The sequence below is a fragment of the Pseudomonas sp. Sample_21 genome (assembly GCF_004307525.1).
In the GTDB taxonomy this organism is placed as follows: Bacteria; Pseudomonadota; Gammaproteobacteria; order Pseudomonadales; family Pseudomonadaceae; genus Aquipseudomonas; species Aquipseudomonas atacamensis.
On sequence record NZ_RCNZ01000059.1, the window covers coordinates 260,904 to 274,045 of the forward strand.

Annotated in this window: 13 protein-coding genes; 3 read left to right on the forward strand and 10 right to left on the reverse strand. The window is 60.4% G+C overall.

The genetic code is table 11. The annotated features are described in order from the left end of the window. Positions 1–33 precede the first annotated feature (33 nt). From ubiB to ubiE, 3 genes are read right to left on the reverse strand one after another with little or no spacing between them, the layout of a single operon-like run. Positions 34–1,638: a ubiquinone biosynthesis regulatory protein kinase UbiB gene (gene ubiB, locus D8U71_RS09330; protein ID WP_024011256.1), complete on the reverse strand. Its 1,605-nt coding sequence runs from the start codon at positions 1,636–1,638 to the stop codon at positions 34–36. Then, a complete protein-coding gene (locus D8U71_RS09335; RefSeq protein ID WP_016772070.1) occupies positions 1,635–2,258 on the reverse strand; it encodes an SCP2 domain-containing protein in 624 nt (207 codons plus the stop codon). Before D8U71_RS09335 ends, ubiB begins: the two co-directional genes overlap by 4 nt. Continuing rightward, on the reverse strand, positions 2,258–3,028 hold the full coding sequence (ubiE, locus tag D8U71_RS09340; RefSeq protein WP_016772069.1) for a bifunctional demethylmenaquinone methyltransferase/2-methoxy-6-polyprenyl-1,4-benzoquinol methylase UbiE: 771 nt from the start codon (positions 3,026–3,028) through the stop codon (positions 2,258–2,260). The genes D8U71_RS09335 and ubiE overlap by 1 nt, the downstream gene beginning before the upstream one ends. Positions 3,029–3,182: 154 nt before the next feature. Here ubiE and D8U71_RS09345 point away from each other — a divergent pair, with 154 nt between their 5' ends. The 3 genes from D8U71_RS09345 to D8U71_RS09360 all read left to right on the forward strand — a co-directional run bounded on the left by D8U71_RS09345 (position 3,183) and on the right by D8U71_RS09360 (position 5,026). Next, the gene (locus D8U71_RS09345) at positions 3,183–3,458 is read left to right on the forward strand and encodes a polyhydroxyalkanoic acid system family protein (RefSeq protein WP_130887646.1); all 276 of its coding nucleotides are present in this window, start codon (positions 3,183–3,185) and stop codon (positions 3,456–3,458) included. Between the two features lie 229 nt (positions 3,459–3,687). Further along, positions 3,688–4,110, forward strand: coding sequence for a phasin family protein (locus D8U71_RS09355; protein ID WP_016772067.1), 423 nt, complete (start codon positions 3,688–3,690; stop codon positions 4,108–4,110). 10 nt (positions 4,111–4,120) lie between these two features. Then, positions 4,121–5,026 carry a phasin family protein gene (locus tag D8U71_RS09360; RefSeq protein WP_016772066.1) on the forward strand — a complete coding sequence of 302 codons (906 nt, stop codon included), beginning with the start codon at positions 4,121–4,123 and terminating at the stop codon, positions 5,024–5,026. A 254-nt stretch (positions 5,027–5,280) separates the two neighbouring features. On the opposite strand, the gene D8U71_RS09365 is transcribed toward D8U71_RS09360, so the two are convergent. The 7 genes from D8U71_RS09365 to hslV form a co-directional block, all read right to left on the reverse strand. Beyond that, entirely contained in the window at positions 5,281–5,901 is a 621-nt protein-coding gene (locus D8U71_RS09365; RefSeq protein ID WP_024011259.1) for a TetR/AcrR family transcriptional regulator, read from the reverse strand. 30 nt (positions 5,902–5,931) lie between these two features. Beyond that, positions 5,932–7,614, reverse strand: coding sequence for a class II poly(R)-hydroxyalkanoic acid synthase (gene phaC, locus D8U71_RS09370; protein ID WP_056787316.1), 1,683 nt, complete (start codon positions 7,612–7,614; stop codon positions 5,932–5,934). Between the two features lie 140 nt (positions 7,615–7,754). Beyond that, positions 7,755–8,609 (reverse strand): poly(3-hydroxyalkanoate) depolymerase, encoded by an 855-nt coding sequence (gene phaZ / locus D8U71_RS09375; RefSeq protein WP_016772063.1) that lies wholly within the window; start codon positions 8,607–8,609, stop codon positions 7,755–7,757. A 215-nt stretch (positions 8,610–8,824) separates the two neighbouring features. Next, a complete protein-coding gene (phaC, locus tag D8U71_RS09380; protein ID WP_130887647.1) occupies positions 8,825–10,504 on the reverse strand; it encodes a class II poly(R)-hydroxyalkanoic acid synthase in 1,680 nt (559 codons plus the stop codon). Between the two features lie 257 nt (positions 10,505–10,761). Then, positions 10,762–11,133, reverse strand: a complete 372-nt coding sequence (locus D8U71_RS09385; protein WP_016772061.1) for a DUF971 domain-containing protein — start codon at positions 11,131–11,133, stop codon at positions 10,762–10,764. A gap of 77 nt (positions 11,134–11,210) precedes the next feature. Next, complete coding sequence (gene hslU / locus D8U71_RS09390; RefSeq protein WP_016772060.1) at positions 11,211–12,548, reverse strand: ATP-dependent protease ATPase subunit HslU; 1,338 nt, start codon at positions 12,546–12,548, stop codon at positions 11,211–11,213. 55 nt (positions 12,549–12,603) lie between these two features. Beyond that, positions 12,604–13,134, reverse strand: coding sequence for an ATP-dependent protease subunit HslV (gene hslV, locus D8U71_RS09395; protein ID WP_007968352.1), 531 nt, complete (start codon positions 13,132–13,134; stop codon positions 12,604–12,606). Positions 13,135–13,142 lie beyond the last annotated feature (8 nt).

Here is a 13,142-nt window from a genome sequence, read left to right on the forward strand (position 1 = left end):
AGCTGGCAGCTTATAACTTGCAGCTGATTCGTGCTATCGGCGAACGACCAGATACAAACCGACTGCGATCATGATTCCGGCGGGCCAATGCGCCCACTCGGTCAGCGGACCACCCGCAGCGAGGATCGCGCCGCCGGCCAGATGCGCGCAGCCGAGCAGGCGCAGGAACCAGTCGTCCTTGCGTTTGCGCCACGGCGGCGGTGGGTCTTTGGCGTGGGGTTGCGACATGCGTTCGAGCAGATCGCGGGCCATGTTCGACAGGTGCGGAATCTGCTCCAGCTGGCTCTGCACGTTGCCCAGCAAGGCTTTCGGGCTGACGCGTTCGCGCATCCAGCGCTCGAGAAACGGCTGCGCGGTGTTCCACAGATCCAGATCCGGGTACAGCTGACGCCCGAGGCCTTCGATGTTCAGCAAGGTCTTCTGCAACAGCACCAGTTGCGGCTGCACTTCCATGTTGAAACGGCGAGCGGTCTGGAACAGGCGCATCAGCACCTGGCCAAATGAAATATCTTTTAACGGTTTTTCGAAGATCGGTTCGCACACCGTACGGATCGCCGCTTCGAATTCGTTGAGTTTGGTTTCCGCCGGCACCCAGCCCGAATCGATGTGCAACTGCGCCACACGGCGGTAGTCACGCTTGAAGAAGGCGAACAGGTTGCGCGCCAGATAATCCTGGTCTTCCGGGGTCAGGCTGCCGACGATGCCGCAGTCGATCGCGATGTATTGCGGGCTCCACGGATTGACCGTGCTGACAAAGATGTTGCCCGGGTGCATGTCGGCGTGGAAGAAACTGTCGCGGAACACCTGAGTGAAGAAAATCTCCACGCCGCGCTCGGCGAGCATCTTCATGTCGGTGCGCTGGTCGGCAAGGGTCGCCAGATCGGTGACCTGGATGCCGTAGATGCGCTCCATGACCAGCACTTTCGGCCGGCACCAGTCCCAATAGACTTGCGGTACATAAAGCAGCTGCGAGCCTTCGAAGTTGCGGCGCAACTGGCTGGCGTTGGCCGCCTCGCGCAACAGATCGAGTTCGTCGTAAATGGTCTTTTCGTAATCCTGCACCACGTCGACCGGGTGCAGCAGGCGCGCGTCAGCGGAGAATTTTTCCGCTGCGCGGGCGAGGATGAACAGCCATGCCAGATCCTGCGCGATGATCGGTTTCAGGCCTGGGCGAATGACCTTGACCACGACTTCTTCGCCACTTTTCAGCTGCGCCGCATGCACCTGCGCCACCGAGGCCGAGGCCAGAGGGGCGACGTCGAAACGGCTGAACACTTCGCTGATTTTCTTGCCCAGCTGTTCTTCGATCAGCTTGATCGACACTTGCGAATCGAACGGCGGCACGCGGTCCTGCAGCAGCATCAGCTCATCGGCGATGTCTTCCGGCAACAGGTCGCGGCGGGTCGAAAGAATCTGCCCGAACTTGATGAAGATCGGCCCCAGATCCTGCAACGCCAGACGCAAGCGCGCGCCACGGTTGAGCTCCAGCGGCTTGCGCGGCAGCCAGCGCCACGGCAGCAAAAAGCGCACGGCCAGAAGGAACCAGGGCAGTGGCAGATCGAACAGCAGGTCATCGAGGCGGTAGCGGATCACGACGCGCTGGATGCGCAACAGACGGCGGACGGCAAGCAGCTTCATGCGTTATCGCTTGGGTCGAGGGATCGGGAAAGGCGCTCGAAACGCGCCTCGAGTCGTTCCAGATCAAGTTTGATCCGGTCCAGTTCGCTGAATCGCGCTTCGGCTTCGCGCTGCCCGACAAGGGTGCGCGATTCTTCGGCGAGGTATTCGGCAAGATTCTGGTTGAGGCTGGCAAATCCTTGTTGATACCAGCGTGCGCGGCTGCGCAGATGGCCACCGAGCAGTTGCGTGGCGACCGGACCGAGCCAGCGCGAGAGTTCGTACTCCCAGTCCAGCTCAAGATCCTGCAGTACGCCGGCCAGCTCCAGCAACACACCGCTGTCGCCATCGAGCTCGACTTCCGGTGCGTGCAGCACCGCGGTCTTGTCTTTGCTCAGGGCCAGTTTCACCAGGCTTGAGGCCGGTGCGCGCAACGTGCAATCGACATCCGCTGCCCACTGCGAGGCGAGCATCAAGCCTTCGTCGCTGGGCAGGATGAACAGTTGCAGCGCCGGGCTGCGGCAGTCGACGGCAATCACCTTGCCGGTCAAATGCGCCAGGCGCGGCAGCGCCGTGCTGTCGAGACGCAGCACCCGGTTGAGGCCGAGTTCGACGCTGGCGAGCAGCCCGGTGAGCAACATCAGGGTTTGATGCCGCGGTGCAGGGCGACGATGCCTGCGGTCATGTTGTGATAGGTCACGCGGTCGAAACCGGCCTCGACCATCATCGACTTCAGGGTTTCCTGATTCGGGTGCATGCGGATCGATTCGGCCAGGTAGCGATAGCTTTCCGAATCGTTGGTGATCAGCTTGCCCATCAGCGGCATGAAGGCGAACGAGTAGGCGTCGTAGGCTTTCGACATCAGCGCGTTGGTCGGCTTGGAGAATTCCAGTACCAGCAGGCGTCCGCCGGGCTTGAGCACGCGCAGCATCGAACGCAACGCGTCCTCTTTGTGCGTCACGTTGCGCAGGCCGAAGGCGATGGTCACGCAGTCGAAATGGTTGTCCGGGAACGGCAGTTTTTCCGCATCGGCCTGAACGAATTCGACGTTGCCGGCAACGCCCAGATCGAGCAGACGATCACGGCCGACCTTGAGCATCGACTCGTTGATGTCGGCCAGCACGACCTGGCCGGTCGGGCCGACGAGGTTCGAGAACTTGCGGGTCAGGTCGCCGGTGCCACCGGCGATGTCGAGCACGCGGTTGCCGCTGCGCACGCCGGAAAGCTCGATCGCGAAACGCTTCCACAGACGATGCATGCCGCCCGACAGAAGGTCGTTCATCAGGTCGTATTTAGCGGCTACGGAATGGAAAACCTCAGCGACTTTTTCCGCTTTCTGGCTTTCCGGAACGTTTTTGAAGCCGAAGTGAGTGGTGGGTTCGGCATCGCTGCCTTTGCGCTGATCAGTCATATCGCTGTCACCAAAAGAGAATGCGCGACATTCTAATCCCCAAGCCATGCTTTGTCTTGGAATGGCTAAAGGTAAGATGGGCAACCTTCGGGACGATTTGCCGCAGATGCGGTCAAGATTCAACGTCAGCCATTCAATCATCAGGAGTCATTCCATGGCCAAAATCAGTGTTGAGCGCGCCCATACCCTGGGCAAGGACGCCGCCCGGGACAAGGCCGACAAACTGGCCAAAAAGCTCAACGAACAATACGGCCTTGAGCCGCAGTGGTCGGGCGACACCCTGAACCTCAAGCGCTCCGGCGTGAAAGGTGAAGTGCACGTGGCGGACGATTCGATCAGGGTCGACGTCGAACTGGGCCTGATGATGTCGGCCATGAGCGGCATGATCAAAGCCGAGATCGAGAAGGCGTTGGATAAAGCCCTGGCCTGATTCAGGTTGAAATCCAATCCCCTGTGGGAGCGAGCCTGCTCGCGAAAGCGGTGTATCAGTTGACTGAAATGTTGGCTGATATGACGCATTCGCGAGCAGGCTCGCTCCCACATTTGTTTAGAGTTGCTCCCGCTGGTTAGGGTGCCCTTTCTAATTTTTCTCCCTACTTTGTGCCTGAGCCCGACACTCGTCCGGCAGTTCCTCAAACCTTCTGCGCGTGAGGTGCACCATGGCCAAAGTCATTTTGAAGAAAAAAATCGACGCTCCGACTTCCACTCTGAGCGACGTCAAATCCTATGCCCGCAAGATCTGGCTGGCAGGCCTGGGCGCCTACACCAAGGTTGGCCAGGAGGGCAGCGAGTACTTTCAAGAACTCGTCGCCGCCGGTCAAACCGTTGAAAAGAAAGGCAAAAAAGCCGTCAGTGAAAAACTCCTCGCGGCCAACGCCGAGATCGATGACGCGGCCACTCAGGTCAGCTCGTTCAAGGGTCGCGTTGAAGTTCAGCTCGACAAGGTTGAGAAGGCCTTCGACAACCGTGTGGCCAGCGCCTTGAATCGGATCGGCATTCCGTCTAAACATGACGTTGAGGCACTCTCTGCTAAGCTCGATGAGCTGACGGCATTGCTCGAACGCGTCGCGCGAAAATCTTAAGGAGAACGGGATGGCTGGCAAAAAGAACACCGATAAAGAAAGCAGCTCGTGGGTCGGGAAGGTCGAGTCCTACTCCCGCAAAATCTGGCTGGCTGGTTTAGGCGTGTACTCGAAGATCGACACTGACGGCAGCAAACTCTTCGATGCATTGGTCAAAGACGGCGAGAAAGCCGAGAAGCTCACCAAGACTGCCGTCGGCAAGAAAGTCGAGGACTCGACCTCTTCGGCCAAGTCGCGCATCAGCGGCGTGAAAGACCGCGCCATGGGCAAGTGGGACGAGCTGGAAGGCGCGTTCGACAAGCGCCTGAACAGCGCGATTTCGCGCCTGGGAGTGCCGAGCCGCAATGAGGTCAAGGCGCTCAACGCCAAGGTCGATACGCTGACCAAGCAGATCGAAAAACTCACCGGTCTGAAAGCTCAGCCTGTGGCGGCAAAAACCGCTGCGGCGAAACCTGCCACTAAAACTGCAGCGGCCAAACCTGCGGCGAAAACCGCAGCCAAGCCACTGACCAAAGCAGCGGCGAAACCTGCTGCAAAAGCTGCGGCCAAAACGGCAGCAGCCAAGCCTGCGGCCAAAGCGGCAGCCAAACCGGTTGCCGCCAAGGCCGCTGCCAAACCGGCAACCAAAGCGGCAGCAAAACCTGCGGCTAAAGCTGCAGCGAAACCAGCGGCCAAGCCAGCAGCGAAAACTGCTGCGGCCAAACCCGCTGCGAAGCCTGCGGCCAAACCGGCTGCGGCGAAAAAGCCTGCAGTGAAAAAACCGGCTGCGCCGAAAGCCGCTGCGCCGAAACCGGCCGCCGCACCATCGACTGCTCCGACAGCTCCGGCCAACGCGGCAAACTCCGCTGCGGCGCCTACGGCAGCCGCTACTCCGACTGCAGCATCGACACCGTCGACGCCATCCAGTCAGTCCTGATTTCAGGGCAAATCAAAAACGCCCGGCCTGTGAAGGTCGGGCGTTTTTGTTTGTGCATTCCAAGCGGCCCCTCACCCCAGCCCTCTCCCCAAGGAGAGGGAGCCGACCGAGGTCTCCTGCGTCATACGTCGACCTGAACAAATCGAGTCGATTATCGATTCAAAGAAGCTCGCTCAGGTCGGCGTAGCTAGCGAACATCCCCCAATCAGTCCCCTCTCCCTCCGGGAGAGGGTTAGGGTGAGGGGCTTTTCGGGTCAGTCGTGATCCTCAAGGTATTGCAGCGCCATCCGCTCTGTCGCCACCTTCACTGGCGGCAGCAAATGCGGCGCCACCAGCATCATGATCTGATAAACCACCAACCGGACCTCTCCCTCACGATCAAGAATCCGCTGGTAATCCAGCGAGAACAGCAGCGTCATGGTCACCTGCTCGACCAATTGCCCCAGCGCCTGAGTATCGCTGACCAGTTGCCCCGAAGCCTTCAATCGCGCCAGCAACGACGCCAGCGTGCGCTTCAGCGCATTGAGCAGATTGCGAATTCCCTTGGCCAGTTTCGGCAAGCGGCCGGCGAGGTTCGACAGGTCCTGGAACAGGAACCGGTATTGCGCCAGGCGCTCGACGATCAAATGCAGAAACAGCCAGTAATCCTCCGGTGCAAGCTCCACGTCCGGCGGCGGGTCGAGTAGGGGTGCGAGTTCGTGCTGGAAGCGTTCGAACAGACCGAGAATCAGCGGTTCCTTGCCGTGGAAGTGGTAGTAGAGATTGCCCGGGCTGATCCCCATTTCGTTGGCCACCTCCATGGTGGAAACGTTCGGCTCACCCTTTTCGTTGAACAGTTGCAGTGCACATTCGAGAATCCGGTCGCGGGTTTTCATCCAGTCTTCTTAGAAAATTTCGGTTGAGCGTCAGCGCACATGCACATAGGTGCCGGGTGCCGCTTCCATCGGTGGATAGTTCGGGTTACCCAGTGTTGTGCGGGTCTCGTTAAGGGCGCCGGAGCGCTGCGCGACCCATTCCAGCCACTGCGGCCACCAGCTGCCGTCGACGTGTTTGGCATCGTAGTACCAGGCACGCGGGTCACTGCTCAGTTTGGCGTTTTCGACGTAGGCAGCTTTCGGGTTGCTCGGCGGGTTGAGGATGCTCTGCACGTGGCCGCTGTTGGACAGCACGAAACGTCGCTCGCCACCGAGCAGCAGGGTCGAGCGATACACCGCGTCCCATGGCGTGATGTGGTCGTTCATGCCGGCGACGCTGAAGCTGTCGACATTGACCTTCTGCAGATCGATCGGCGTACCGCACACCTCGAGACCGCCAGCGTGGATCAGCGGGTTGTGCTTGAAGAAGTCCAGCAGATCGCCGTGCAGCGCCGCCGGCAGGCGGGTGTTGTCGTTGTTCCAGTAGAGAATGTCGAAAGCGGGCGGCTCCTTGCCCAGCAAGTAGTTGTTGACGAAATAGCTCCAGATCAAATCGTTGGGGCGCATCCAGGCGAAGACTTTGGCCATGTCGCGACCATCGAGCACGCCTCGCTGGTACGAGCGACGCTTGGCCGCTTCCAGTGTTTGCTCATCGGCGAACAGCGTGGCCGGGGTTTCGATCTGGCTGTCGAGGAGACTGACCAGGTACGTCGCGCTGGCGACCCGGCGCAGTTGCCGTTTGGCCTGCAAATGCCCTTGCAGGGCGGCGATGGTCAGGCCGCCGGCGCAGGCGCCCATCAGGTTCACTTCACGCGCGCCGGTAATCGCCCGGCAGATGTTCATCGCTTCTTCGACCGCTTCGACGTAACTCGACAGGCCCCATTCGCGATGGCGCACATCAGGATTGCGCCAACTGATCATGAAGGTCTGCAGGCTGTTTTTCAGGGCGTACTGGACGAAGCTGTTCTGCGGGCTCAGATCGAAAATGTAGTACTTGTTGATTTGCGGTGGCACCACCAGCAGCGGTTTGGCGTACTGCTTTTCGCTCATCGATTTGTACTGGATCAGCTCGAACATTTCATTGCGAAACACCACAGCCCCAGTGGTGGTCGCCACGGTCTTGCCAACCTCGAACGCTTGCTTGGTCACTTGCCGTGGCAGGCCGTCGTTGTGCAAAAGATCATCGAACAGATGGCTCAGGCCACGCACCAGGCTCTGCCCGCCGGAATTGAACAGCTCCTTGACCGCCAGCGGATTGAGCAGAGTGTTGGACGGCGCTACGGCGTCATTGAGCAGGGTGAAAGCGAAGTGCGCACGGGCACGATCTTCAGGGCTCATGTCGCCTTCATCGATCCAGCTCTTGACCTGTTTCTGCCAGGCCAGATACGCCTGCAGGCTGCGCCGGTAGAACGGGTTGAGGCTCCACGCCGGATCGGCGAAGCGGCTGTCTTGCGGATTGGTCGGGTGCAGGGTTTCGCCGAGCAGTACGCGCCCCAACTGTCCGCCAAGCTTCAGCGCATGCTTTGCGCTGTGCAACGGATTGCGCAAGCCGTGGGCGGCGACGCTGCGCAGTGTCGACAGCAGATCCCTGCCACGCAGACCGGCGATCGCACTTTGGGCGTTGATAAACACGGCGGGGCTGGGCACCACGCCCGTCGCTGGTTTTTCGCGCATGACTCAACACTCCTTCGTCTTCAGGGCAAAAACACACTCACCGAACCAGAACACCATAGACGCTGTTACCGGTTGCTGCCTGCGCGGCGTCCTGCCGCGCGCTTGATTTGAAAAGTGCTGCATAAAGCAGGCCGCCGCGATCAGCCGCCGAGCGGGGTCGGATGCGGGTGCATGACTGCGCGCAGACGCTCCTCTTCGAGAAACTTCATGATGATCGGCGCCACCGCTTCGGCGCGGGTAATCAGGAACAGATGGCCGTCATCGATGATGTGCAACTGCGCATTGGGAATGCGCCAGGCGAGCATGCGCATGTTGATCAGCGGAATCAGCGGATCGTCATCGCCGGCCAGCACCAGCGTCGGCTGATGGATCTTGTGCAGCCAGTGGATGCTGGTCCAGCCGAGGCCGGCGAACAGCTGCCAGTAGTAACCGAGCTTGCCCGCCGAGCGCACTTTCGCCGCATGGCTGGCCGCCAGCGTCGGGTCGCGGCGGAACGAGCCGCCGTAGATCATCGGCGCGATGCGAATCACATGGGATGGCTGAATGTAGCGGCGCGGGCTGGCCATCATCCACAGCACTTTCGGTTTGCCGGGGACCATCACCGCACCGGCCGCGGTCGCCGCCAGTACCAGTTTCTTGCAGCGCTCGGGGTAGTCGTAGGCAAACTGCTGCGCCAGGGCGCCGCCCCACGACACGCCGATCACATTGACCTGACCGTAGTCGAGATAGTCGAGCATCCGCGCCGTCAGTTTGGCCAGGCCGGGGAAGCGATACGGTCGGTTCGGCGTCGACGAGCCGCCGACTCCGGGGACGTCGAAGGCGATCACTTCCAGATCCGGGTCGAGCGCTGCGACAAACGGAAACACCAGCTCCAGGTTGGCGCCGATGCCGTTGAAAATCAGCAGAGGCGTCAAATGAGGCTTGCCGGGACGCACCGCCGTGCGGAGGGTCTGGCCATCCAGATCGACGGTGCGGAATATGAACGGTTGCGGCATGCGTGAGGCCCTGTAGATTTCAAGTCCACCCGTATTCCTGTAGGAGCGGGCCTTGTGGTGAGGGGATTTATCCCCGTTGGGTTACGAAGCGACCCCGAATCCTGAAACCGCGATTTGTCAGACTGATCGCGGCTAGTCGATTCACGACTGCTTCGCAGCCGAACGGGGATAAATCCCCTCGCCACGAGGCCCTCTCCCACAATGGGTGGTGTCAGTTAACGCTCGTGAACGTAAGTGCCTGGCGAAGCCTCGCCTGCCGGGTACGCTTTGTTGCCCAGTTTCGTCGGGGCCTTTTTCAGGTTGCCCGAGCGCTCGGCCAGCCATGACTGCCAGTACAGCCACCAGGAATCGGTGTGCTTGGTCGAGTTTTCCTGCCAGTCATCGGCAGTCGCCGCCATCTCTTCGCTGGTCATGTAGCGCGACTTCGGATTTCCCGGCGGGTTGAGGATGCTCTGGATATGGCCGCTGCTCGACAGCACGAATTCAACTTTGCCGCCGAACAGCTGCGCCGACTTGTAGCAGGACTTCCACGGCGTGATGTGATCGTTGGTGCCGGCCAGCGAGAAGATGTCGGCAGTCACCTGTTTGAGGTCGATCGGCGTGCCGCACACTTCCAGTGCATTGGGGCGGATCAGTGGATTGTTTTTGAACATCTCGATCAGGTCGCCGTGGAACGCAGCGGGCAGGCGAGTGGTGTCGTTGTTCCAGAACAGGATGTCGAACACCGGCGGCTCGTTGCCGAGCAGGTAGTTGTTGACCCAGTAGTTCCAGATCAGATCGTTGGGGCGCATCCAGGCGAAGACCTTGGCCATGTCTTTGCCTTCGAGCACGCCGGCCTGGTAGGAGTGGCGCTTGGCGGTCTCCAGGGTCTGCTCGTCGACGAACAGGGCGACGTCGCTGTCCAGGGTGGTGTCGAGCACGCTGACCAGCAGGGTGAGGGCGTTGACCTTGTTCTCGCCGAGCGCGGCGTAGTGGCCGAGCAGGGCGGTGCAGGTAATGCCGCCGGAGCAGGCGCCGAGCATGTTGACGTCTTTGCTGCCGGTAATCGCCGTGACTACGTCGACGGCTTCTTTCAGCGCTTCGATGTAGGTCGACAGGCCCCACTCGCGCTGGGCCTTGGTCGGGTTGCGCCAGCTGATGATGAAGGTCGGCACGTTGTTGCGCAGGCAGAAGCGCGCCAGGCTCTTGTCGGGGCTCAAGTCGAAAACGTAGAACTTGTTGATCTGCGGCGGCACTACCAGCAGCGGGCGCTCGTGGACCTGCTCGGTGATCGGCCGGTATTGAATCAGCTCCAGCACATCATTGCGGAACACCACAGCACCTTCGGTGACGCCGAGGCTCTTGCCGACTTCGAACGCGCCCATGTTGACCTGGCTTGGCATGCCGCCGTTGTGCACCAGATCCTTGGCCAGATGCGAGAGGCCATCGAGCAGGCTCTTGCCGCCGGTTTCGAAAAAGCGTTTGACCGCCGCCGGGTTGGCCGCCGTGTTGGTCGGCGCCATGGCTTCGGTCATCAGGTTGATGACGAAATGGCCGCGAGCGATGTCTTTGGGGGACAGGCTGCTGTCATCAATCCAGGCATGCAGTTCCTTGCGCCAGGCCAGGTAGGTTTGCAGATAACGTTTGTATAGCGGGTTCTGGCTCCACGCCGGGTCGGCAAAGCGGCGGTCATCACCGGCCGGTTGCAGCGCGGATTTACCCAGCAGCACGTTTTTCAGTTCGAGCCCGAAATGGGTCACGTGCCTGACGCTGTGAATCGGTTGTCTGATGGCCTGTTTCAGCACCATTCGAGCAGAGGCCAGCAGATCCTTTCCGCGCAGCCCGACGACGGGGTTAAGCCCCAGAGTGTTTTCCGAGGCTTGGTACTTCAGGTCATCGTTATTCTTGTCACTCATCTACGACGCTCCATTGTCCTGAGACGAGTACCCGGTTTCACGCTGTCGCTTCCACAGCCAATGCCGGGTACTACTGCTCGGGTGACCGTTGATTCTGCACAGCTGCTTTACAGTCGTAGAGCACTGCAGGGAACTTGCCAGCTCCATTGGTTACCCGAGTTTAATTTTTTTCGCAAGCGGCCGATCCGGGGCCGTATGCGCGGAGCATTCAAACAGATGAAGTTAGAAAATGCCCTCTAAAGAGCAAGAGCCACGGCCTAGAGCATCAGCTTGACGAACGACTCGTTCGGATCGCGGGATTTTCCGGCAGCGCGCAGCTCGGCAAGATAATCGTCCCAGAGTTCGTTCTGGCGCTTGCCGAGTTCGTAGAGGTATTCCCAAGTGAACAGGCCGCTGTCGTGACCGTCGTCGAAGGTCAGTTTCAGTGCATAGTTGCCAGCCGGTTCCAGCTTGCTCAGACCCACGTTGAGCTTGCCGAATTGCAGGATCGGTTTGCCGTGGCCCTGGACCTCGGCGGAGGGAGAGTGCACGCGCAGAAACTCGGCGGGCAGAGTGTATTCCTCGCCGGACGCGTAAGTGAGCGTCAGGGTTTTCGAGGCTTTGTGCAGTTTGATGTCGGTGGGAATCATGAAAAACAGCCTTCAGCTGCAAGCTACAAGTTGCAAGCTTAACTCAGCTTGCCGCTTGTAGCTTGTAGCTTGCCGCTCTACAGAATGTAGCGGGACAGATCTTCGTTCTGCGCCAATTCGCCGAGGTGGCTGTTGACGTAGTCGGCGTCGATCAGAATCGCCTTGTCATCGTGGGCGCTGGCCAGGTCGCCGGCGCTGAACGACACCTCTTCGAGCAGGCGCTCAAGCAGGGTGTGCAGGCGACGGGCACCGATGTTCTCGGTCTTCTCGTTGACCTGCCAGGCGATCTCCGCCAGACGCTTGATGCCCTCGGGCTGGAACTGGATGTTCAGGCCTTCGGTTTTCAGCAGCGCGCAGTATTGCTCGGTGAGCGAGGCGTGCGGTTCGCTGAGGATGCGCTCGAAGTCTTCCGGGCTCAGCGCCTTGAGCTCGACGCGGATCGGCAGACGGCCTTGCAGCTCCGGCACCAGATCGCTTGGCTTGCTCAGGTGGAACGCACCGGAAGCGATGAACAGGATGTGGTCAGTCTTGACCATGCCCAGCTTGGTGTTGACGGTGCAGCCCTCGATCAGCGGCAGCAGGTCGCGCTGTACGCCTTCGCGGGAAACATCGGCGCCGCCGACATTGCCGCGCTTGGCGACCTTGTCGATTTCGTCGATGAAGACGATACCGTGCTGTTCGACCGCTTCCAGCGCCTTGGCCTTCAGTTCTTCTTCGTTGACCAGACGCCCGGCTTCTTCATCGCGTACCAGCTTCAGCGCTTCCTTGACCTTCAGCTTGCGCGACTTCTTCTTGCCCTTGCCCATGTTGGCAAACAGCGATTGCAGCTGGTTGGTCATCTCTTCCATGCCTGGCGGCGTGGCGATTTCGATGCCGGAGACTTCGGCGACTTCGATCTCGATTTCCTTGTCGTCCAACTGACCTTCGCGCAGACGCTTGCGGAACAGCTGACGCGTGTTGGAATCGGAGCTCGGCGCTTCTTCGTTGCTGAAGCCCATGCGTGCCGGCGGCAGCAGCGCGTCGAGGATGCGATCCTCGGCGGCGTCTTCGGCGCGGTGGCGTACGCGGGTCATTTCCTGCTCGCGGAGCATCTTGATCGCGGCATCGGCCAGGTCACGGATGATCGACTCGACGTCACGGCCGACATAACCGACTTCGGTGAATTTGGTCGCTTCGACCTTGATGAACGGCGCATTGGCCAGTTTCGCCAGGCGACGGGCGATCTCGGTTTTACCGACACCGGTCGGGCCGATCATCAGGATGTTCTTCGGGGTCACCTCAACGCGCAGCTCTTCAGGCAGCTGCATGCGGCGCCAGCGGTTGCGCAGGGCAATCGCGACGGCGCGCTTGGCATCGTCCTGGCCGATGATATGGCGGTTGAGTTCGTGGACGATTTCGCGGGGAGTCATGGACATAGTAATTGACGGTCCTCAAGCAGAAACAAGCCGTGGCACATGGGCCGCAACAGGCTTATTCAGCGAGATCCTGCTCCTCAATGGTCTGGGTGTGGTTGGTGAATACGCAGATGTCGCCAGCGATGCCGAGAGCGGTTTCGACGATCTCGCGCGCTGACAAGTCGGTCTTTTTCAGCAGGGCGCTGGCGGCGGCTTGCGCGTAGGCGCCGCCGGAACCCATGGCGATCAGGCCATCTTCGGGTTCGACCACGTCACCGTTGCCGGTGATGATCAGCGAGGCGTCCTTGTTGGCGACCGCGAGCATCGCTTCGAGGCGGCTCAGGGAGCGGTCGGTGCGCCATTCTTTGGCGAGTTCGACGGCGGCGCGGATCAGGTGACCCTGATGTTTTTCGAGCTGGCCTTCGAAACGTTCGAACAGAGTGAAGGCGTCGGCGGTGGCACCGGCGAAACCGGCGATGACCTGGCCGTGGTACAGGCGACGGACCTTTTTGGCGTTGCCTTTCATCACGGTGTTGCCGAGAGAAACCTGGCCGTCGCCGCCCATGACGACTTTGCCGTGGCGGCGGACTGAAACGATGGTGGTCAAGGGAAGAG